This window comes from Photorhabdus caribbeanensis, from assembly GCF_018448885.1.
GTDB lineage: Bacteria > Pseudomonadota > Gammaproteobacteria > Enterobacterales > Enterobacteriaceae > Photorhabdus > Photorhabdus caribbeanensis.
Genome location: NZ_RCWB01000005.1, coordinates 76,112 through 98,190, shown reverse-complemented (window position 1 = coordinate 98,190; position 22,079 = coordinate 76,112). Strand labels below are relative to the sequence as shown.

The following is a 22,079-nucleotide window of genomic DNA, read 5'->3' as shown; positions in this document are numbered from 1 at the left end:
TTAATAATTTGATTGTAAAATACAAAGACTTAAACAACAAGATAAAAATATATAGCATTACACTTTAAACTTAGCTAATCACATTAAACACAATGCTCTCAATATATTTTTCTCCAAATTAATAGGTGATAATTATGAAATCCGAATATAGCGAAAAAGAAAAACAGAAAAGCAGCCCCTTACAGTTAAAGAACGCGGCTCATCATGACAGCAATCCATTAGAATTAGGATCACATTTCAATAATGATAGACCAGGTTCTTCTGACCGTGGATTGACATTGAGTGAGCGTATCAAGGCACTCAATGAAAGAGGGTTATCTGATAACAAACAACCATCTTCTCAATTTACAAGGCCGCCTGCACTCAGTAAACCGGTTGTAAATATTAAATCCAGAACATCGCCGGTAAAAACACCATCAGTTATTACAACTGCGGTAAATACAATATCGCCAGTTAATCAATCAGCATCTTCTATTGTATCTTCTGAGAAACCATTAGCATCAGGTTTTAATAGAACAACACCCTCAACGTTAACGGTTGGTAAATATGAATTAGAACTGACACATCAAGAAAACGTTGTTGTCTTTAGGGGAGATAATCGAGATCCTGAAACAATCGCAGCAGCAGGTGGATTCTATCCCTGGTCAAAACAGCATGTTAGCAGAATTAAGAGCGAATTGACGGATGCGTTTATTAAAGATGGCCCATCAGCGCATATGATAGGACATGTCAGGAGTCCAAATAAAAACTACGTATCGACAGGAATGAATATGGATTCAGGAGGGTTTGGCGAACAGTCTGCCTATCTGTATAAGATGGAAATTCCTGGACTCAAACCACAGGAAATGAACAAAGACACTATTGGTCAGGAAATTAGACAAGACAAAAGAGGAATCAATTATCCCCATTTCTTGATGAGCCACCCGACTCTTCAACAATCAGAATTCGTGGCAATGATACCCGCACGTACAGAAGAGCTAACATTTATTACACCAATTCCCCTGAGTTATATCACTTCATACAAAAAGAAAGGCACAAACACCTGGAATACAATGCCTGGCACAAGGTAATAGCAAATATTCCCTCATTCACCAGTAAAGGGAGTTTTAGCGCGTAGCCTATGAGCTATTTGCTCAAAGTTTACGATTCAAACTCAAAATTATATTTCACAAATTATTGCGCCATTTATGGCGCATTTTTATTTACTTTCTCTTATCCATTATTAAAATCACCGAAAGTTACCACCCGTTATTTATCTTTTCGTTATAGACGACAATAAAAGATTGTCGATAAATAAAATCATTACAATCTGCTATATCAATTAACAATCACCATTATTATTAATTGATAATCCGTATAAAAATTCATTATCTATAATCAATTTGTTTTACGAAAAACAATTTAGATAATCGTAAGACAAACCATTTAATATAAACAATAACCTCTGTAAATCAGGTTGTTGCGGTAGCTATACCCAATCGTTAAGTAATAAAAGAAGCAAAATAACAGATATTTTTATTATATTTCACATGTAAACAATAAAGGAAAAAACCATGACTATAACTCCAGAACAAATTGCTGTTGATTATCCTATCCCTGCTTATCGATTTGTTGTCTCGGTTGGTGACGAGAAAATCCCTTTTAACAATGTTTCCGGGCTTGATGTTCACTATGATGTTATCGAATATAAAGATGGCACCGGTAATTACTATAAAATGCCGGGTCAACGTCAATCGATCAATATCACCCTGCGTAAAGGGGTCTTCCCTGGCGACACTAAACTGTTTGACTGGATTAATTCTATTCAACTTAATCAGGTTGAAAAAAAGGATATTGCCATTAGCCTGACCAACGAAACCGGCTCCCAGATTCTAATGACCTGGAATGTGGCAAACGCCTTTCCAACATCATTCACCTCCCCCTCTTTTGATGCCGCCAGCAATGATATTGCCGTTCAGGAGATAGCACTGGTCGCGGATCGCGTTACCATTCAAGCACCTTAATAGGTCCATAATAACAAGCTATCCCAATGTTTATATTGAAGAAGATAATTATCTAACAGCATTAATTATCAATATGCCAACCCATGATGATCAACACTGTCATGGTTCATCCATCCAACTGAATTCATCATCCCACAGTTTACGTAGAGTATCGCATCATAACTCGGAGACAATAATGCCAATAACCCCAACTTATCCCGGCGTTTATATTGAAGAGGACGCCTCACTGTCCCTCTCCATTCGTTCGGGTGCAACGGCAGTGCCTGTTTTTGCCGTCGCAAATAATAATTCATTAATACCAGACAATTCCTATATTCGTATTAGTAGCTGGTTGGAATATTTAACACTAAAAGGTGGGCAATTTGATCCCACTAATACACTTGATATCGCACTGCGCGCCTATTTTATTAGCGGTGGTGGATATGCTTATCTCGTCAAAACCACAAATCTAGAAAGTCAGGTCCCAAAGCTTGACGATGTGACACTACTGGTTGCCGCCGGAGAAGATATTACGACCGCTGTAGGAAAACTTTGCCAATTAGGCAAAGGATTATTCGCTATTTTTGATGGTCCAACAGCCCAAATAACCTCAACCCAAACACCAGATGATGTACTTAAACCTTATCCAGCAACTCAATATGGCGCCGTTTACTATCCCTGGCTGACCGCTGAATGGGGAGAAAAGAGAGCGCTGGTCGATATTCCACCGAGTGCCGTCATGGCCGGTATTTATGCCAGTGTCGATAATAGCCGGGGTGTTTGGCAGGCCCCCGCTAATGTTCCTGTTCAGGGCGGATTACAACCTAAATATCCGATGACTGATGATCTGCAAGGGAAATATAACCAGGGTAAGGCACTGAATATGATCCGGACCTTCCCTAAGAGCGGGACGCTGGTCTGGGGCGCCAGAACCCTTGAGGACAGCGATAACTGGCGTTATATCCCGGTTCGCCGCCTGTTTAACAGCGCGGAACGGGACATTAAAAACGCCATGAGTTTCGCGGTATTTGAGCCCAATAGCCAACCCACCTGGGAAGCGGTGCGCCGGGCGATTGATAACTATCTCCATGCCCTCTGGCAGCAAGGCGGATTGATGGGCAGCAAAGCTGAACAGGCTTATTTTGTTCAAATCGGTAAAGGCGTCACTATGACTGATGACGATATCAAGCAGGGCAAAATGATCGTCAAAATCGGCATGGCGGCAGTGCGTCCGGCCGAATTTATTATCTTGCAGTTCACCCAGAATACCGCACAATAATTGGAGGCATCATGCCAACAACACCAACTTATCCCGGCGTTTATATTGAAGAAGATGCGTCATTATCGCTCTCTATCAGCCACGGGAACACCGCAATACCTGTTTTTATTGGCCGCTTCCAGCCTAAAAAAACCAGCGCAACTCTAAAAGCGATACGTGTGAGTAGCTGGCTGGATTTTACCAATCTATTTAATGTCGGCTGTATTACGTCAATCGCCATCACATCGACTAAACCAACGCCACCGCCTCCCCCTTCTCCTTCTGGGAAAGTTGCAGGCGATACAGCCACTGCCAATATCGCGCTTAACGCGAGTGATACAAGTTCCAGTTACACTTACGCTGTCGCTGTCGGCACCTACACCACCAGCAGTGATGCGCTAAAACTTTATTTCCAAAATGGCGGTGGGCCTTGTTATATCCTGCCCATTGCTGATTCCGCAGAGGTTAAGACTACCGCATTAATCCCTGAATTAATTGAACAAGCTTTGGAGATCACCCTAATCGTCTGTCCTGAACAGGATTCTGCTTACCAGAGTGCAATATACAACAGCCTGACCCCCGCATTATTGAATGCTGGCTATTTCCTGATCGCTGACAGCCAGGATAAAGCAACTAAACCTACAGTTAATGTGCAATCACAAACTGCGACTTATTATCCTGCGGTCAAAGTCTCACAACTTATGCAAACGGAAGATAGCTTGATCGCAGTTTCAGGTTATGAAGATGCAGCATCAAATGAAGTCAAAAATCTGGCGCAACTCAAAGGGAAAAACCCAACTGTCTACCAACAAGCTGTCCAAGCAATACAGGGCAAAATAAAATCCAGCAGCAACACCATTCCCGCCAGTGCTGTCATGGCGGGGGTCTACTGCGCCACTGATGCCAGCCGTGGTGTCTGGAAAGCCCCGGCTAATGTCGTGCTGAGCGGAATTAGTGATGTCACTGAACGACTTAATGACGATGAACAAGGCACCATGAACCTGTTAGGTATTAATGCTATTCGCTATTTCAACGGGCGTGGCTTTGTCGTGTGGGGCGCTCGTACTCTGCAAAATAATGACAACTGGCGCTATATTCCGGTTCGACGTCTCTTTAACAGCGCAGAACGGGATATTAAGCAAGCCATGCGCACCGCCGTTTTTGCACCCAATAGCCAGCCTACTTGGGAACGGGTGAAGTCAGCCATTGACAACTATCTCTATTCCTTATGGCAGCAAGGGGCATTAGCGGGAAATAAGCCGCAGGAAGCCTATTTTGTCCAGATTGGTAAAGGCATCACCATGTCCGACGACGACATTAAACAAGGGAGAATGATTGTCAAGGTGGGCATGGCCGCAGTACGTCCGGCTGAATTTATTATCCTTCAGTTTTCACAAAATGTAGCACAGTAACCGTGCTGAGACGCGGTTGAACGCCGCGTCTATTCAGTCTTACAAGGAGACGATAATGGAGATAAAACAGCCGGGTGTCACCGTCACCGAAAACCTGATATCCCCAGAACCGGATGACGCACTCATCGGTATACCGGTTTTTATCGGTTATACCCCATCGTCGGCCAATAAAATCGCTATCAAGCTCAACAGCCTGGCCGATTTTACCCGGTCATTTCCCGAATCAGGATTAATGTACTATTCCGTACGCCACTTTTTTGAAAATGGCGGCCAGCAAGCCTATGTGCTGTCACTGGGTACGGAGCAACAATTAAGCGATTTTTCGTCATTGAGCGCCGCACTGCAACAAGCGTGGATTACCCAAGCGATTTCCGCACAGAACAATATTACGCTGCTTGTCACCCCGGATGCTATCCGATTTAATCAGACCGAGGTTTCCTATATCCAACGTGATCTCTGGTTACAATTTTGGCAATCAGTGCTCAATCTTTGCAAAAGTCGGCGCGGCATTATGGGGTTATTGGATGCCCCAGACAATCCCACATTAGCCGCAGAGTGTTTAAAACAGTTTGCTTCCGCAGATCAACAATGGGGCGCCGTATACTGGCCGCGGCTAAAAAGCGCCTATCAGGATCAAGCGCAAAACCCTATTGTGCTTTCACCTACTGCCGCGGTCGCCGCCGTTATCCAAAATAACGATAACCAACAAGGCGTCTGGACCGCCCCTGCCAACGTTGCGTTAGCCAAAGTGATCAGCCCGGTACGCTCTTATATTGAAGCAAATGCCCTGTTTAACCCGAATGGTGCCTCGCTGAATCTGGTTCGCAGTTTTCCCGGCAAAGGCATAAGAGTCTGGGGATGCCGAACGTTGGAAAATACCCCCGGTTCCCCCTGGCGCTATATCCAAATCCGCCGTCTGGTTTCCTATATTGAAGCTCATATGACTCAACTCGGCCGGACCTTCATCTTTGAACCCAATAACGCTATCACCTGGATGAAGTTTAAAGGCCAAGCCTACAACTGGCTGCGTCAGTTATGGTTAAACGGCGGGCTACGGGGTACTCAGGAAGATCAGGCGTTTGAATTGTTACTGGGTGTGGGTGAATCAATGAGTGAAACCGATATTCGGGCCGGAAAAATGATCATGAAAATTAAACTGGCGGTGTTAATTCCAGCGGAATTTATTGAACTGAGCCTGACATTTGATACCCGTACCAGCACCACCCGCTAAGTTAAACAGAGGCAAAAGTTAAACAGAGGCAACATATGAGCAACCTCTATACCCCGTCAGTGTCACACCGTTTTATCGCCAGTTTTCTTTTTAACAACATTCCCAGTCCACTCGATATCGCCTTTCAACGGATATCGGGCCTCAGCCGTGAGTTGCAGACCACCCAACACAGCCAGGGCGGGGAAAACGCCAGAAATATCTGGCTGGCCGAGAAGATCCAGCACGGCAGCCTGTTGCTAGAGCGTGGCGTGATGACGGTGACGCCGCTCACGCTAGTGTTCGATCGCGTCCTGCGAGGCGAAAAAGCGGTCTATGCCGATGTCGTGATTATGTTACTGAATGAACATTCATTACCCACGGCAAGTTGGACATTAAGCAACGCGCTACCGGTGCGCTGGTCCACCAGCGACTTTGACGCCAATAGCAATACCGTCTTGGTGAACTCGCTGGAATTACGTTATCAAGATATGCGCTGGTTAGGAGTAAAAGTATGACCGTCGAAATTAAAGAACTGATTATTCAGGCCAAAGTCACTGATTCCACGAGTAATTCTTCCTCACCACCAACCTTAGCCCAAGAGACGCTGGATAATGCTCGCCTGATTGAGATAGTGAAACGGGAAGTGTTAGAAGCGTTGCGTGAAGCAGGAGTCCATTATGAGCCTAATTGAACGGAGTCTATCCAAACTCACCCTGACCGCTTTTAAAGACCGAGAGGGGAAAATTTCCGTAGGCAGTTTACAGGCAATGTATAACCCTGATGGGATTCAGCTCGATTATCAAACTCACTATCAACAAGATGAAAGCGTTAACTATGTACGCCAAAGCAGCCGCTACACGCTATCGCAACCCGCCGGTTTGACATTAGTTCTGTTGTTTGATGCGACTATGCCGGGCAACAACATCCCGGTAGAAACCCAATTGGAAACCCTGAAAACCCTGTGTGCGGTGGACGCCAGCACCAATGTGCCCCACTTCCTTAAAATCAAATGGGGCAAAATGCGTTGGGAAAACAAAGGCTATTTCGCTTGCCGAGCCACTGGTCTCTCCATCCATTACACCCTGTTTGACCGGGACGCCACCCCGCTGCGAGCCAGCGCCACTTTATCGCTAATCGCAGACGAAAGCCTGGTTATTCAAGCCACTGAACAGCAGTTAAAATCACCGCCGGTTATCGCAGTCAACGTGACCGATATGCTCTCTCTGCCGTTGATTGCATTAGGCGTCAGTGCTGCTCTGGTTGGTGGTATTGATTATCTCGCCCTCGCCAGACAAAACGATTTGGATAATCTTGATGATTTCACCCCCGGGCAAACGCTACAAGCACAGGGGGACGCATGAAGATACCGGCAGTAGACATTAACATAGCGGGAAAAACCCTCAGCCAGTTTTCTATGATAAGTTTGACCGTCAACCATCAAATCAACGGCATCCCCACAGCCAATATCACGCTTAGCGTAGCCGGTGACGCCAAAGCAATTTTCGCCCCCCAAGCTCAAGCTGAACTGACAAGCTGTCGGCCCAATCAAGAACTGATCGTGCAACTGCAAGGAACCGTGGTATTCAAGGGGATCATTGTTCGACAAGCGCTTAAGTTCAAAGGTCAGGACAGTCTGGTTATCCTAACGGCAAAACATTCACTGCAAAAACTCACTGACGGTTTCCATTCACAACTATTCAGCCAACAGGATGATGAAGCCATTATCAAAAAGCTATTCAATCAGGCAGAGATAGCTGTCACGATAGAACAGGCGTCTCAGCTTAAAATTAAACATGAGCAAATGGTGCAGTTTCGCTGTAATGACTGGAAATTCTTAAAAAGCCGACTGGCCGCCGCCAATATCTGGCTGTTGCCCGGTAATGAGGCCGTCACATTAGCGACGCCGGAATCACTTAATCAGTCAACCGTGCATACAATTAAACAACGTGCCGACGATCAGGATATTGTACTGTTTGAAGCGGATCTGCAATGGGATAATCGGCACAACCCTAAAACGGTGAGCGTACAAACCTGGGATATTACACAACAAAAACTGTCTCAGGCCAATCAGGCAAAAAACAGCGAAGTTGGCAGCGGTCAACTCGCGCCAGACAGTTTAGCGACGTTGACCGATCAGGCATGGCAGTGGGTTTTCAGCTATCCCCAAGATAATGAACAAGCCAAATACCTTGCTCAGGGCATCCTGAATAACCTGCGAAGTGATAACGTTTCCGGCAATTTCGAAGTTGCAGGGGATAGCCGCTATCAGCCGGGCGATCTGCTTGCGCTAAATGGCTTTGGTCAAGGGATGGATGGTCAAGGCGTTATCACCGGCGTCAGTCAGACCATCAATCAACGGCAAGGCTGGCGCACCCGGTTAACTCTGGGTTTGTTGCCGGAAACAGAACCGGTGGTCCCGCAGGTTAAAGAGCTGCATGTGGGGATTGTGGAAAAATACCAACAGGACAAGCAGTCACTGGACCGAATTCCGGTCAGGATACCGGCGTTAGATTTAACCAACAGCGTGCTTTTTGCCCGACTGGGTAAACCTTATGCCAGTCATGAAAGCGGGTTCTGTTTCTATCCTGAACCGGGGGATGAGGTGATTATCGGTTTCTTTGAATGCGATCCGCGCTTCCCGGTGATATTAGGCGCTATGCACAACCCAAAAAATAAAACACCGATAGAACCCAGTGAAAAAAATCCAATAAAAACTTTAGTCATTAAACAAGGGGATAATAAACAAGCATTAGTGCTCAATCATCAAGATAAAATCGCCGCCATTAATAGCGGAGAACATTCGTTATCATTGCAACAGGATAAAGATATTACGCTAAAGTCGGCGAAGAATATTATCACCACAGGTCAGGAAATTAATATACAGGCTGAGAAATCCCTGTCAGCCACTGGAAAGTCCGGCGTCGATATTAAGGGTAAGAAAATTAACCTAACACAATTAACAGGGGAATAAAATGACAAATAAAATATTAGCCGATATTTATGGTCGTGGCTGGACATTTCCGCCGCAATTTTTTGTCAAAGATAATTCTCATCCCCAAATACAAACCGGCGTAACAATGGCAGAAGGTGCAGAAAATGTTCGCCAAAGCATGAAAATTCTTTTTCTCACCGAGCCCGGCGAACGGATTATGCGTGAAGATTATGGGTGCGGCCTAAATGATTATCTGTTTGCCAATATCAATGATGAATTGATAGCTGAAATTAAAACCCGGATTGAAGAGCGCGTACTGCGCTATGAACCGCGCGCGGAAATCACGGTGATTCAGGTCGATCAGAGAACAGACTTGCTAAATACCTTACATGTTCAGGTGACTTATTCCCTGAGAGGCAGCGATATCAACCAACAGCTTAAAGGCGTCCTTGATGTGAATGAAGGCCGGGTACAGGTGAGCCTATGAGCAAACAACTGGTGGTGGATGGCGACAAACTACTATTTGAACCGTTATTCGGCAACCGACAGGTGACAATCCTGGAGCCGGCAACTATCCAGGGCAGCGGGCATGCACAAATCCAGGACAAAAAAATTGCCATTGTGGGCGATGAAAAAGAGGTAAAGCTCCAAGCACAGTATATTACTCCCGATTACCCAACGCCCGGTACAGGCATAGTCACCATTGCCCAGTTAGATGCCAGCCAACAGGCAAATTTTTGTCACAGCCCTGCCGCAGTGATTATCGTCGGGCAGCAATTTACCGCCCGTTTCACTCCGACACAACCGGCGAATAATCCATCGAGTGGCCCGGATGTAACCACACCCAGTATGGGAAAAGGCCGTTTTATTGCCAGTCAATATATCGTCACCGCCGGATAAATAACGCCTCTAACCTTATTTTTAAATAATCACGATCTCCTGAAACACTATATTCAAACCACAGGTGGTAATAAATATGGGACAAGCCGAGTTATATAATAAGCTCTCTGCTATCGTGCCGGATAATGCATTTAAACTTGATGAAAGAAGTGCACTGGATATTTTAAACTGGCTCAAAGAGTACGCCGCAATTATTCCTTTCGATCAAGAGAAAAAACAGTTCTGGGACAGTTTCTACTTTACGCAGGAAAATAGCCCTCAGCAATTAGCGAATCTTTACCAGAACGTTAATCAAGCGAATGGTCTTTTACCGGCACATCAAGCTTTTGTTTTGGCTTTTTTTAAACTGTTAGAAACACCCAAGATATTATTTAATACCCTCCCGGCACGACACCGTAATCTTTATTACCGGGAATTATTAGGACTGAACCCCAAAAACGCTCAGGCAGATAGCGTTGCTATCGGCATTACCCTGAATACGAATAACACGGAATTTCTGGTCGCACAAGGCACGCTGTTTGATGCCGGGCAAGATAGCGCCGGTAATCCGTTACACTATGCATCAAACACGGATTTACTGGCGAATCAGGGAGCATTAACCGACTTGCGTTGGTATCGAAAAAATAACGATGGTTGGCAATCGGCAATACCACTTAGCCTCTCAGATAACATTAAATTACCGAAAAACGGCATCCAGCTTTTTAGCCCAACAGCCAACGATACCCCGGTGCTATCCGGTTATCTCATTACCTCCTCTTTGTTTGCCATGCCCGCAGGAGAACGTCATATTACATTGACGCTGGAAAATGATTGGCAGGGTAAAGCTAAAAATATCACCGCTAAAATTAGCGCCAAAGATCACTGGTTATCGTTGTCGGTAAATCTTATCGACAAAAAGAATATCAAACTGGGTTTACTATCCACTGATGATCCTATCAGCCCGCCAGATAACCTTGACGGCATGACATTCAACGTACCGGTATTAAAATTAGGCACCATTCAACAACCCACTTTGCCCAAAATTATCGGTATTAAAATCAATGTTAACGGCAACCGCAGTGTGCGCTATGCCTCTGATGACGGAACTGAACAAACAGATAAAACCAGTTTTCCCTTCGGTCAATTGCCATCGTTGGGTTCCGGTTTTAATCTGGTCGCCCCTGAATGGTATGGTTCTGAAAACGCGACGCTTACCTTGACTCCACAATGGGTTGGCTTGCCGACAAAGAGTTTTAAAGCGTGGTATAAAGGGTACACCCCTGAACCCGATAACAGCGTATTTAAAGTACAGGGTTATTTAGTCACACCTCAGGAAAAAAAGACCATTGATGGCCTCCAATCATTATTTGGCGGAACCGATGCACCACAAGGACAAAGCCTGACATTTACCTTACCGGCAATGAACTACCCTGTTGCAGACAGTCCATCCCCCAATGACTGGCCTGCATCAGTACGCATAGAATTGGCGGGGCAGGATTTTATGCATGCGCAATACCGGCAAGATCCGACCGGTAAAAATTTACCCTACACCCCGCAAATCAGTGCATTACAAGTTACATTTAACGCCACAATGAAAGCTGAACAATATGCCGTGTATCCTCTCACCCCTTTTGGTTGGGGAAATACGAATGCTAAAACGCCTTCATTCGCTAATGACGCACTCTATTTAGGCTTCACCAATGTGTCACCGGGACAAACCTTATCCCTATACTGGAAATTGGTCGGTATTCAAGAACTTGCGCTATTTTGGTCTTATCTGAATCAACAAAACACCTGGCAACCATTAAATCAACTGGTTCACGATCAAACTCACAACCTGTTTGACCGGGGGACATGGAGTACGCTGTTGCCACAGGACGCATCAAATCAGGCAGCCTTGATGCCGACAGGACGATATTGGCTGAAAGCGGAGATAATTCAGCAGACCGCCCCTGAGAATTACCCAAAAATGCAAGGCATACTGTATAACGCCACCACCGCCACATTAATCAACTCAGAAACTGTTGAAAATGATCACTTTATCAATAGATTGGCCGCCGATAGCATTAAACAGACCGTCAGCGTGTCCGACGCCATCAGTCATGTGACGCAACCCTGGACATCCTGGAACGGTCGTCCGAAAGAAACAGAACCCGCTTTTCTCGCGCGAATTCCACCTCGGTTGTCCCATCGTAACCGTGCTTTAAGCTGGGATAACATTGTCACGCTACTGAAAGAGCATTTCATCAGCATATTTGATGTCAAATATCCCGACGCCAATAAATTAACTAGAATCCCGGCACCGAAAGAACAACAACTGATTGTGATCCCTAACAGCCGTTACAAAGATAACGATGATGCGCTGCGCCCAATGCTCAACGCTGCCCGGCTGACAGAAATGGCCAAATGGTTAAGCCAGTTAAGCAGCCCCTGGACCACGCTTAAAATTGACAATCCCAGCTACACTAACGTGCTGATCAGTTATGAACTGGTGTTTGCTGCGGGGATTAATCCCGATTTTGGTCATCATCAGTTACAGCAAGAACTCAGCCGGAAATATATGCCGTGGGCAGAAGACGCTGCAATTAGTGTAACCACCGGTAATCGCATTGATTACTACCCGTTATTAGCCACCATTCAACAGTCGTCTCTAGTTGAACGAGTCACCAGCTTAACGTTGAAAAAATCCACCCAAACCACAGAAGCAGTGAGTGACAGTGTAGAAGCTGGTGATAATGAAGTGCTGATTTTAGTTTGGTCAAAAAAGAATCCATCAAATAGAGGAGCTGACCATGAGTAATCAAAACGCCCTGTTTTCCATCGTTAAAGACAATATTGCCTTTGATACTTTACTCACTCAAGCTAAGACGGTGATTGAGCAACAATCCGGCCAACTTTGGAGCAATACAGGTGAAAGCGATCCCGGTATAACTTTATTAGAAGCCTGTTGTTATGGCGCGTCTGATTTGGCCTATCGCCTCTCGCTGCCTCTCATCGATCTCCTTACCCCTGAACAGCAAGAACAGACACCGGGCGACGGCATTTTTCCACAAGAATTCGGCCCACAACAAATGCTGACCTGCGGCCCAATTACCGCGGAAGATTATCGCCGGGCCTTATTGGATTTGCATAGCAGCGATAATATTAACAACAAAAGTGAAGGTTATTTTTTCTTTAACGATGTACAGCTAGTTCGTGAACCTGAGAATCAACGCTATGAATACTGGTATAACAAAGAAAAACGTGAATACAGTTTCACTCACACTCCAGACAGTCAACAGTTGACACTAAGAGGAAACTACTGGCTTTATTTACTCCCTAACCGGGAAACTCAGACTGACAATACACTGGCTCAACAAAATCTGGCCACTTTCTTAAAAAACAACCGTAACCTGGGGGAATCTGTCAGTAAAATTATCTGGCTACAACCGACGGATTTCTTATTACAGCTTGATATTGAACTGAATGATGATGTTAAAGATACCGCTGACATCTTTGCTAAAGTCTATATGACAACAGAACAGACGGTATTAGCAAAACCATTACGTTATACCACCCAAGCCATGAAAGAATCAGGTTACAGTAATGAAGAAATATTTGCCGGACCTTATTTACATCACGGCTGGATACCTAAATTACCCACGGCCAAAGATTACACCACGGCTACAGAATTAAAACTCAGTCACTTGGTTAATCGCTTATTGGCTATCCCAGGGATACAAAATATTACCCGGTTAGCATTAGATAACCACGATAAAAACATTTCCCCGCTGTCAAATGACAATTGGTCTTGGACAATCGCTCAGGGCTATTACCCCAGATTATGGGGTAATGATCCATTAAGCTTAATAACTTCACCAACAAGCCCGCTCATTATTACTGCCAAAGGTGGAATAAAAGTCTCCATTTCTAAGCAAGATATAGAAAATAAGATCATTAAAGAGCCATTAATTGAAACACAGCCAGAGTTATTAAACTGGGGAAAACATCGTAAAATCCAGGACTACTATCCGGTCAGCAATAAATTGCCGGCTTGCTATGGATTACAAACCTACGCCGAGACCCAACAACAAATCCACTTGCATCAATTTATGCTGCCTTTTGAACAAATGCTAGCTAATGGCTGTGCTGAACTTGCCATCTTGCCGAAACTGTTAGCCTTTAAACAACGGGGAAATGCGGTATATGGCGCACAATGGCCTTTTAAAAACAATACTGTTGGTTATAAAGTCCATCAGCAAATCATGCCTAATTTAATCAAACAGCTAAATAATGATTCCCAAATCAATAATGATGACGGTATGCATTGGCAAAACTATGCAAAAGAATTGTTAATCCTGAATTATTTGCTGGAGTATTTTGGTACCCATCGCGCAGCCAGGCCACTTACCATAGACTTTCTGGATTTTCTCTCTACCCAACGTGGCTATTTAGCACAGCAACCCGAATTAACCTATCAACGTAATAATATTCGCATTGATCAAGTGTCAGCACTACAAAAACGGATTGCCGCCCGTATTGGTCTGGGAGGAGAATGTTTCAAAGAAAAACCCAACGTGGCTAATCTACCTTTCTATCTAATTGAACATCGTCAGCTATTACCAGTAAAACCTGACACGAAATTCGACAGTGAGCAAAAGCCCGATGAGCTGGAAATAAAAAGCGTGCCCGATTCTAAAAACCATCAATTAATCATTACCCAAAATGGGACAACGGGCCAGCTATTGCATGGTCAGGTCATTAACTTGATTATTATTGAAGGTGACAGAAAATTTACACTACGAGGCCAAATGATTACCGATATTACGGGAGATACCTTCTCGCTTGACACCCTCAATAGCACTGATTTAGAGCGCAATCTAAATCGAGTAAAACAAGCGTTTGAGCAAGGTAATTTACGCTGGCGCAATAGCCCAGTATGGATGAAAGATATGGATTATCAACTGGTTTATGCCAGTGACACATATCAAACGGGAACAGGAGATGAACGCTGGATCACCTCCAGTATCCAAGACCCCTTCCCTGCCATGATCAAAGTAAACGACGAAATTACCCTGAAATATGTTATTACCCCCGATGGGCCACCGACAAAAATATTGGCTAATAGTGATTCTCCCTCCGATTATGAGCTTAAAGCACGTGTAGTCCAATTCGAACGAATTAAGGGTCGGATATTACTTAAAAAAATGTCAGGCCAACAATATGATTTTCCGAAAAAAGAAAATGCATGGCGCTATCGTTGGTACTTTTCCAATGAAAGATACGCGTTGGCTGATCGTTTTTCATTTATAGTCAGTATAGTAATTAATCGTCAACTTATTGAGAATGATAAGATCGATCCTTATAAACTGGAGACGTGGGTAAAAACGGAAATCTTAGCCGAATTTCCCGCTCATCTTTCCATGATTTTTCATTGGCTATCACCGGAACAATTCAATAATTTTGCTGATACTTATAAGCGTTGGCAAAACAATGGCGCGCCTCTTGGTGATGAAGCCTATAATATTTTAGAAACCTTAACGTTAGGGCGTTTACCTTCAACGGCAACCGGTACGGGTAATATGCGGATCGCCACCAAACAGCAGCGTAAGGAAGTTATTGGTGACTCTGGAACCGAATGGAACGAAAAGGTAATAAAAGATAATCAGTTATTATATGTTCCAAAAATTTAAGTTAATATTAAATTTGAGTAACAATAATAGCAAAAATAGATTAGTTGAATAATATCTATTTCAGAGTTAAATAAAATATTCTCTCTAATTGCCATTTAATTATATGGCAACATTGACAGGATATTTAAAACAGAATAATTCAATATTATATACAAGGTCATTAAAATGGAAAAAGAATATAATCTGTCTACTTCGCAAGCCAATACAGAAAATACCAATCCTAAATCAATAGGACCTTCATCAAATGAATTAAAAAATCGTTTTAAAGAGGGCAGCATTCCCCTACAAACTGATTATTCAGACCTGATTGATATTGCTGATATTGGTCGTCGGTCAGTAGGCAAAGCACCGGATCAGACTGATAATCCAAATTCAGGACTGGAACTGGATAATAGCTCCGGACTGTTGGTAAAAGTTAACCCCACTGGTGGTTTAAGAGCAAATAAAGATGGATTAAGCGTAAAACTTAAAGATAAAAGCTTACTAACTGATACTAACGGATTATCAGTAAATTATGGCAAAGGGTTACAACTTGATAAAGATAATGACAATAAGCTTACAATCAATAATCATGACGGTATTGAAATAGTTGACGGAGGTGTAAAAGTTAAAGCTGGGAATGGTATCACGGTTAATTCAAGCGGCGTCAGTATTGATCCTAACACAGTACTCCCTAAGGGAATAATCGTGATGTTTTCTGGTAATAGCGCTCCTACCGGATGGGCTTTTTGTGATGGCAACAACGGCACCCCAGATTTAAGAAGCCGTTTTATCATGTGTGGTGAAACCATTTCTGAGACAGGAAAAAGCAGCAGTAAAGCCAGTGGTAGCGGCAGTGAAAAAAACTATTCCAGAAATACAACATCAACTCAAGTTTCTGTCACTGTTAATGTGGAAAATACAACATTAACAGAATCACAAATACCTAATCATAACCATATTGGAGGTATGGGTTATTGGGTTAGTAATGGAATGAAATATGGTCCCAGATATTACGGCGATTATACTTCACATATACGTAATGATATAAATAGTGTAATGCAATCAGCCAATGGTGCGCATTACGCATACACATCATCCACAGGAGGAGGACAAGGACATAATCATCCAGCAACAGCAAAAGTAGATCCCGCATTACATAACCATAGTGTTGATATTATTCCGCCCTATTTTTTATTAGCTTTTATTATGAAACTTTAATTCCATTCCACGCAGATAAATTTAAATATTCGATTACTTTCTCATTACAAAGGATACATTAATATGCCTTGGGAGCCAAATCTGTTAAACCGGATTACCATTACTATTGAGGCTAATAATTCACAGGTAGCTAAAAAAGTATTACATGGCTCCCTGCTTCATCAGGTCAATATAAAAAATTTATTTAATACCTTCTTTACTCAACATCCCATTAATCATGATATCTATTTAGAAACATTAATCCTAGATCTTGGCGAAATAAATTTACATAATTTCAATCCACTATTCCGGGCACGGCTTAATACTGCACTGAATAAAGCATTAAACCAATATCAAATTAATAATCAGGAGAAAAAAACATTCCTAAGACAATCAAAATTACAGGAAACAAACAATAACCCATCTTTATTACACGATAATAACTTAATTAATATTGAAAACTTTATTCATTATTTAAACCATAAAAATAAAGCATTAAATTCAATAGAGGTAATAGATAATTATCAGAATATTGATATCAATATTCAACAGCTAATTAATCAATTAGCTGGAATAGAAGATAAATGGACTTTGTTTTTAGCAAAAAGCTGTTTATCTGAGCCAAGTCTACAACGGTTATTAATGCTCAAGAAACCCACCTTATTAAGCACTATTAACCACAGACTATCCGAAGGAATAAACAAACCACAATATCCAAGGGAGCCAGTCTCCCCCGGACAACTGATACTCAATGCGTTGCAATATATACAGCTAAATAATACACAGGAGATACCTAAACTGGATGTGAAAGTGCTATCACATATCACCTCTGAATTAGATAATGGTACACTTAATGCAACATCTATTATTACGTTATTTCGCCAGATTATTACTGATAATATTCCATTAAATAATTGGTTAAAACAGATCTGGCAAACTATTACTGTTGCAAAATTCAGTAAAAAATATCTATCAACTAAAGAATATCAATATTTATCTGAGCATTTTATTTCAAACCATGCAGATAAAGATAAATCTAGCAAGAAATTAGCCGTAACTCATGTTGATATTAAAAATGTTCATAGATATAACTATTCAACAAATCAGGAGATAATATCCGAGAACCAGAAAATATTTTCAGCATCGAATAACCCACATATTACAGAAAATAACTCTAACCCATTACAGAATATCGATAAAACACATTCAGAATACGTTTTATTGCCTCAACAAACTCTTCCCTATCAGGTAAATAATGCTGGAATATTAGTTTTATGGCCGATGCTACCCATATTATTTAATCAACTTGGCTTACTTGAAGAGCAAAAATTTATTCATCGTCAAGCCCAATTCAGCGCGGTTAATCTCCTTAACTATTTGATTTGGGTAAACGAAGAAATACAGACAGAGCTAAATATATTGAATAACGCTCTGTGCGGATTAATGGTTAACGAACCTATTGAATCAGCGCCTGTTGAACCAGAAAAAAAATTGATCATAGATCAATGGTTAGATGCCATTATTAGCCAGCTTCCCGGCTGGAAAAAATTAACCCGCAATGACGCACGCCAACTGTTTTTACAACGACCAGGTGAATTATTCATAGACGAGAAGGAAATCAAAATCACGGTACAACATCAACCATTTGATATTCTGTTGGCCGACTGGCCGTGGCCATTAAATATCGCCAAACTTCCCTGGCTGGATTGCCCTTTAAAAATTGACTGGCAAAACATTTAGAAGGTTTATATGGACTACCTACTGACAAATACCCCCTGTATTGTGGCTGAATTACGCTGGATTTATCCCCATTTGGAACGTATCGATCTGCTATTACAGCAATACTATTATCAAAAGAGCGGTCAGTACGATTCATTACCGGAAAGTTTTTTATTGACCGAAGATAAAATCGAACAATGTTTACTATCACCGCAGGGAGTTCCTCATTGGTTAACTAAAGTCAATAATCCTATTTGCTATCCAGAAATTAAGGGAAACCCTTCCCTTGATACATTATCATTGTTGGTCAAATGTTTTGAACTGACTGAGTTTGAGCGTGATATTTTATTATTAGGTTTATTACCCCATTTTGACAGCCGGTATCATGCGTTATTTGCTGCGCTGAATGGCAATAGTAAAAAACAGTGGCCCAATTTCGCATTAGCGATTGAGTTATTTAGCCAACACCAAAGTGACCGGCAATTACTACAAAACAGCTTTTTACCGCAAACACCGTTAATCAATAACCAACTATTACGGCTTAATAATCACGAAGAAGTTATTTGGCTACAAACACAATTCTTAACTCATAACGCTATCTGGCATTTTTTATCGGGACAACGAACACTTTTACCGCCTTTGATAAGCTGTGCTAATTGGCATACTCCCACCTCACATAATTGGTATCCACAAACTCTTTATCATTCACTGGAAAAGATATTATTGAATGAAACCGATAAAATACGGCCATTGGTCATACTCAGAGGAAAAGAAGGCAGCGCCAGAGAATTAGCGGTCAGTAATATTATGACATATCATAGTATTCATACCTTAATCCTTGATTTAGCCTGTCTGCCCGATGAAGAAGCCCCCCCCTTAATATCCGGCCTACTCGCAGACGCAATACGGGAAACCCGGTTACATGATGCTTGTTTATTAATTCGCAATTTCTCTTTACTTGCGGCGGAAAAGAAAATATTACACCATGAATTATCTATTTTACTGCATCAGCCAAAATTACGTATGGTTTGCCTGGTAGAATCGGGAGATGGATTAGCCTGGCTTAAACATCTGCCAATGGTGCAAATTGATATGCCAGTAATGACTTCAGTAGAGAGAAAAACAATGCTGAAAGCAAGTTTACCGGAGAATGTCGCTCAAGAAATCAATATTACTCAGCTCTGTCAGCGCTTTTCCTTTACCGCAGAAACATTACCGCTCATTCTTGCAGAAGCTCATCAATATCAAATAATTCGGCAACCAGAAGATCAAATAAAAGAAATAGATCTGCGTAAGGCATTAAGTTTTCGCGCTCAACAGAATTTCGGTAAATTAGCCCAGCGCATAACCCCAAAACGCAGTTTCAATGATTTAGTGGTTTCAGATACATTAGCGCAACAGTTAAAAGAAATTATCGCTGCCATTCATTACCGTGACCAGATTCTAAGCGCAGGATTTCAGGAAAAAATCAGTTACGGAACCGGTATTAGCGCCCTATTTTACGGTGAATCGGGTACCGGCAAAACGATGGCTGCCGAGGTGATTGCCGGTCATCTTGGCGTGGATTTAATTAAAGTGGATCTCTCTACCGTGGTGAATAAATACATTGGTGAAACGGAAAAAAATATCGCCCGTATTTTTGATCTGGCCGAAGCGGATTCTGGAGTGCTGTTTTTCGATGAAGCGGATGCTTTATTTGGCAAACGCAGCGAGACCAAAGATGCCCAAGATAGACATGCTAATATTGAAGTTTCTTATTTATTACAACGGCTGGAGAATTATCCGGGGTTAGTGATTTTAGCCACCAATAACCGCAGCCATTTGGACAGCGCGTTTAATCGCCGCTTTACCTTTATTACCCGTTTTACCTATCCCGATGAAGCATTACGTAAGAAAATGTGGCAAAAAATTTGGCCTGAACAACTGACATTATCCGACGAAATTGATTTTGAACATCTGGCTAAAAGATCTGACTTAACCGGAGCGAACATCAGAAATATTGCCTTATTATCATCCATATTGGCCGCAAATGACAACATTGGACAGATTGAAAATAAACATATAGAACGGGCCGTGATACTTGAATTAAATAAAACCGGCCGATTGGCATTTTAAAAATTAAGTAGAATTGGAGTCAACATGACAACCATCATTGCTTCTGACAATGCGATTATTGAAATTAATAAAGCATTAAATGATATTCTAATTAAATATTTAGACATTCCCGGTCAAAAAATTGATATTCGTTTTGATCTACCCGAAATGAATTCCATTCAATCAGAACCGACTATCAGTGTATTTCTTTATGAAATACATGAAGATCTACAATTACGCTCTGCCGAATCAAGACGTTATAACCCGGCAACCAATACATTATTACCAGGATGGGTAAATATTAACTGCAATTATTTAATGACTTACTGGGAGCCGAATAAACCATCGAACGACAGCGCCAACCCAGACAGTCAGCCGGATAATCAAGCGGCACAAGTTATGACGCGGGTTTTAAGAGCATTGATTAACAATCGCCAATTAACCGGCATTCCCGGTGCTTACACCCGGGTTATTCCCCAACAAGAAAATTTAAATAGCTTAGGTAATTTTTGGCAGGCTCTTGGTAATCGCCCTCGTCTCTCTTTACTTTATTCCATTACTGTACCGATGAAACTGCAAAGTATTGAAGACAATGTAATCCCAGTCAGTAAAATATCTGCTTCTGTGGACCAAAAGCCCAATCTAGATAATTCACAAATAAACCAAGCTTTAATAGATAAATTATGTGTAGAATTAGGCGGTACAGAAGATGTACGTCTTGCCTTGGCTAAAGTGAATCTGACAACCAAACCTGATACAGAAAATAATCAAAATCAGGAAAATGAAAACGTTATTGTTGAAGTTTCGGGTATTACTAGCGTAACTTATTTACCACAAATAAAAGATACACTTACCAAATGGAAAAGCAGTCAAGAGGCTATTGTTAAGATAAATGGTGTCGGTATTGTTGTTTCTAAAGAAAATGCGGATAAGTTAATTGGGATTTAAAATTAATTTTTATACTAAAATAACAAACAATCACTCATCTAATAAATAATTATTTATTAAAATTAATTATTTTTAATATGTTTATTTGAACTTTCCATGTTATATAATTAATCGATTAATAACATAAATATCAATTGGCAATTTCATAAAAACAAGGCTTTCCCTAATATCTTAAGGAGCAATTATGCCTATATATAAAGACCAAGAAAAAAGTGATGAATCTGATGATAAGAGTAAATGGCTAAAAGATAATTCACAGCAACTCTTAGCTTATAATCAACTTCCTGACGATGATGATAATTATGATTCAGATGAAGACGAAGATGGCCCACTACCAGACGACATAACTTCTGGTAAATTTAAGACGTTAGAGTATCACACAGTAGCCAAAGCTATTAATGAAGCAATAGACCCAGAGGCATCTTTCATTTTATATCGTGGAGTAAGCAGCAAAACAGCCTTCAACATGCATAAGAATAGTAGTGCGGGAGGAGAACCTGCCAATATTAATACCCCGCCTCCCACAATAGAAAATGTTCGCCAACAAGTCGGCAAAGGTGCATATTTGCCCGAGTTTTCAGTAGATGAAAGCGTATTTGATCGTTTCTCAAGGAACAGATATGGAGTAGTCGTTGAAATAAAATCAAAATATTTATCACTAGGTAGTGAAAGTGAATCAGGTTTTGTCGCAAATAAAGATGCGCCTATAGAAATTTTAAAAATATATGACAGGACATTTGGCAAGGCTGAGAAATCCTTGCCCAATGCATCATAATTTAGGATAAAAAAACATC

The 22,079-nt window shown here is 41.9% G+C and carries 18 protein-coding genes; all 18 read left to right on the top strand.

Annotated features, from left to right (window positions below):
* Positions 1 to 134 precede the first annotated feature (134 nt).
* A complete protein-coding gene (locus EAE90_RS05445) occupies positions 135 to 1,070 on the top strand; it encodes a hypothetical protein (protein WP_214052625.1) in 936 nt (311 codons plus the stop codon).
* A 483-nt stretch (positions 1,071 to 1,553) separates the two neighbouring features.
* Positions 1,554 to 2,003, top strand: a complete 450-nt coding sequence (locus EAE90_RS05440; protein ID WP_214052624.1) for a phage tail protein — start codon at positions 1,554 to 1,556, stop codon at positions 2,001 to 2,003.
* Positions 2,004 to 2,178: 175 nt separating this feature from the next.
* Positions 2,179 to 3,261 carry a phage tail sheath family protein gene (locus tag EAE90_RS05435; RefSeq protein ID WP_214052623.1) on the top strand — a complete coding sequence of 361 codons (1,083 nt, stop codon included), beginning with the start codon at positions 2,179 to 2,181 and terminating at the stop codon, positions 3,259 to 3,261.
* A gap of 11 nt (positions 3,262 to 3,272) precedes the next feature.
* The gene (locus EAE90_RS05430; protein WP_214052622.1) at positions 3,273 to 4,652 is read left to right on the top strand and encodes a phage tail sheath family protein; all 1,380 of its coding nucleotides are present in this window, start codon (positions 3,273 to 3,275) and stop codon (positions 4,650 to 4,652) included.
* A 55-nt stretch (positions 4,653 to 4,707) separates the two neighbouring features.
* On the top strand, positions 4,708 to 5,883 hold the full coding sequence (locus EAE90_RS05425; RefSeq protein WP_214052621.1) for a phage tail sheath family protein: 1,176 nt from the start codon (positions 4,708 to 4,710) through the stop codon (positions 5,881 to 5,883).
* A 35-nt stretch (positions 5,884 to 5,918) separates the two neighbouring features.
* Positions 5,919 to 6,377 carry a phage tail protein gene (locus EAE90_RS05420; RefSeq protein ID WP_214052620.1) on the top strand — a complete coding sequence of 153 codons (459 nt, stop codon included), beginning with the start codon at positions 5,919 to 5,921 and terminating at the stop codon, positions 6,375 to 6,377.
* Entirely contained in the window at positions 6,374 to 6,553 is a 180-nt protein-coding gene (locus tag EAE90_RS05415) for a DUF5908 family protein (RefSeq protein ID WP_011145968.1), read from the top strand. Before EAE90_RS05420 ends, EAE90_RS05415 begins: the two co-directional genes overlap by 4 nt.
* Entirely contained in the window at positions 6,540 to 7,223 is a 684-nt protein-coding gene (locus EAE90_RS05410; RefSeq protein ID WP_214052619.1) for a CIS tube protein, read from the top strand. Before EAE90_RS05415 ends, EAE90_RS05410 begins: the two co-directional genes overlap by 14 nt.
* Positions 7,220 to 8,833 carry a phage baseplate assembly protein V gene (locus tag EAE90_RS05405; RefSeq protein ID WP_214052618.1) on the top strand — a complete coding sequence of 538 codons (1,614 nt, stop codon included), beginning with the start codon at positions 7,220 to 7,222 and terminating at the stop codon, positions 8,831 to 8,833. The genes EAE90_RS05410 and EAE90_RS05405 overlap by 4 nt, the downstream gene beginning before the upstream one ends.
* A gap of 1 nt (position 8,834) precedes the next feature.
* Positions 8,835 to 9,281 carry a GPW/gp25 family protein gene (locus EAE90_RS05400; RefSeq protein WP_214052617.1) on the top strand — a complete coding sequence of 149 codons (447 nt, stop codon included), beginning with the start codon at positions 8,835 to 8,837 and terminating at the stop codon, positions 9,279 to 9,281.
* Positions 9,278 to 9,694: a hypothetical protein gene (locus tag EAE90_RS05395; RefSeq protein ID WP_214052616.1), complete on the top strand. Its 417-nt coding sequence runs from the start codon at positions 9,278 to 9,280 to the stop codon at positions 9,692 to 9,694. Before EAE90_RS05400 ends, EAE90_RS05395 begins: the two co-directional genes overlap by 4 nt.
* A gap of 76 nt (positions 9,695 to 9,770) precedes the next feature.
* A complete protein-coding gene (locus EAE90_RS05390) occupies positions 9,771 to 12,473 on the top strand; it encodes a hypothetical protein (protein WP_214052615.1) in 2,703 nt (900 codons plus the stop codon).
* The gene (locus EAE90_RS05385; protein WP_214052614.1) at positions 12,466 to 15,345 is read left to right on the top strand and encodes a hypothetical protein; all 2,880 of its coding nucleotides are present in this window, start codon (positions 12,466 to 12,468) and stop codon (positions 15,343 to 15,345) included. The genes EAE90_RS05390 and EAE90_RS05385 overlap by 8 nt, the downstream gene beginning before the upstream one ends.
* 165 nt (positions 15,346 to 15,510) lie before the next feature.
* Entirely contained in the window at positions 15,511 to 16,545 is a 1,035-nt protein-coding gene (locus EAE90_RS05380) for a tail fiber protein (protein WP_214052613.1), read from the top strand.
* Positions 16,546 to 16,608: 63 nt separating this feature from the next.
* Positions 16,609 to 18,264: a contractile injection system tape measure protein gene (locus EAE90_RS05375; protein ID WP_214052612.1), complete on the top strand. Its 1,656-nt coding sequence runs from the start codon at positions 16,609 to 16,611 to the stop codon at positions 18,262 to 18,264.
* 9 nt (positions 18,265 to 18,273) lie between these two features.
* Positions 18,274 to 20,358: an ATP-binding protein gene (locus EAE90_RS05370; protein ID WP_214052611.1), complete on the top strand. Its 2,085-nt coding sequence runs from the start codon at positions 18,274 to 18,276 to the stop codon at positions 20,356 to 20,358.
* A gap of 24 nt (positions 20,359 to 20,382) precedes the next feature.
* Complete coding sequence (locus EAE90_RS05365; RefSeq protein WP_214052610.1) at positions 20,383 to 21,285, top strand: Pvc16 family protein; 903 nt, start codon at positions 20,383 to 20,385, stop codon at positions 21,283 to 21,285.
* Positions 21,286 to 21,469: 184 nt separating this feature from the next.
* Entirely contained in the window at positions 21,470 to 22,060 is a 591-nt protein-coding gene (locus tag EAE90_RS05360) for a DUF4765 family protein (RefSeq protein WP_214052609.1), read from the top strand.
* Positions 22,061 to 22,079 lie beyond the last annotated feature (19 nt).

Excerpts from the sequence above, each read along its gene's own strand:
- EAE90_RS05410 (WP_214052619.1), top strand. The coding sequence starts at position 6,540 with ATGAGCCTAATTGAACGGAGTCTATCCAAACTCACCCTGACCGCTTTT.
- EAE90_RS05365 (WP_214052610.1), top strand. The coding sequence starts at position 20,383 with ATGACAACCATCATTGCTTCTGACAATGCGATTATTGAAATTAATAAA.
- EAE90_RS05395 (WP_214052616.1), top strand. The coding sequence starts at position 9,278 with ATGAGCAAACAACTGGTGGTGGATGGCGACAAACTACTATTTGAACCG.
- EAE90_RS05440 (WP_214052624.1), top strand. The coding sequence starts at position 1,554 with ATGACTATAACTCCAGAACAAATTGCTGTTGATTATCCTATCCCTGCT.
- EAE90_RS05385 (WP_214052614.1), top strand. The coding sequence starts at position 12,466 with ATGAGTAATCAAAACGCCCTGTTTTCCATCGTTAAAGACAATATTGCC.
- EAE90_RS05435 (WP_214052623.1), top strand. The coding sequence starts at position 2,179 with ATGCCAATAACCCCAACTTATCCCGGCGTTTATATTGAAGAGGACGCC.
- EAE90_RS05405 (WP_214052618.1), top strand. The coding sequence starts at position 7,220 with ATGAAGATACCGGCAGTAGACATTAACATAGCGGGAAAAACCCTCAGC.
- EAE90_RS05375 (WP_214052612.1), top strand. The coding sequence starts at position 16,609 with ATGCCTTGGGAGCCAAATCTGTTAAACCGGATTACCATTACTATTGAG.
- EAE90_RS05425 (WP_214052621.1), top strand. The coding sequence starts at position 4,708 with ATGGAGATAAAACAGCCGGGTGTCACCGTCACCGAAAACCTGATATCC.
- EAE90_RS05400 (WP_214052617.1), top strand. The coding sequence starts at position 8,835 with ATGACAAATAAAATATTAGCCGATATTTATGGTCGTGGCTGGACATTT.
- EAE90_RS05380 (WP_214052613.1), top strand. The coding sequence starts at position 15,511 with ATGGAAAAAGAATATAATCTGTCTACTTCGCAAGCCAATACAGAAAAT.
- EAE90_RS05420 (WP_214052620.1), top strand. The coding sequence starts at position 5,919 with ATGAGCAACCTCTATACCCCGTCAGTGTCACACCGTTTTATCGCCAGT.
- EAE90_RS05415 (WP_011145968.1), top strand. The coding sequence starts at position 6,374 with ATGACCGTCGAAATTAAAGAACTGATTATTCAGGCCAAAGTCACTGAT.
- EAE90_RS05360 (WP_214052609.1), top strand. The coding sequence starts at position 21,470 with ATGCCTATATATAAAGACCAAGAAAAAAGTGATGAATCTGATGATAAG.
- EAE90_RS05370 (WP_214052611.1), top strand. The coding sequence starts at position 18,274 with ATGGACTACCTACTGACAAATACCCCCTGTATTGTGGCTGAATTACGC.
- EAE90_RS05390 (WP_214052615.1), top strand. The coding sequence starts at position 9,771 with ATGGGACAAGCCGAGTTATATAATAAGCTCTCTGCTATCGTGCCGGAT.
- EAE90_RS05445 (WP_214052625.1), top strand. The coding sequence starts at position 135 with ATGAAATCCGAATATAGCGAAAAAGAAAAACAGAAAAGCAGCCCCTTA.
- EAE90_RS05430 (WP_214052622.1), top strand. The coding sequence starts at position 3,273 with ATGCCAACAACACCAACTTATCCCGGCGTTTATATTGAAGAAGATGCG.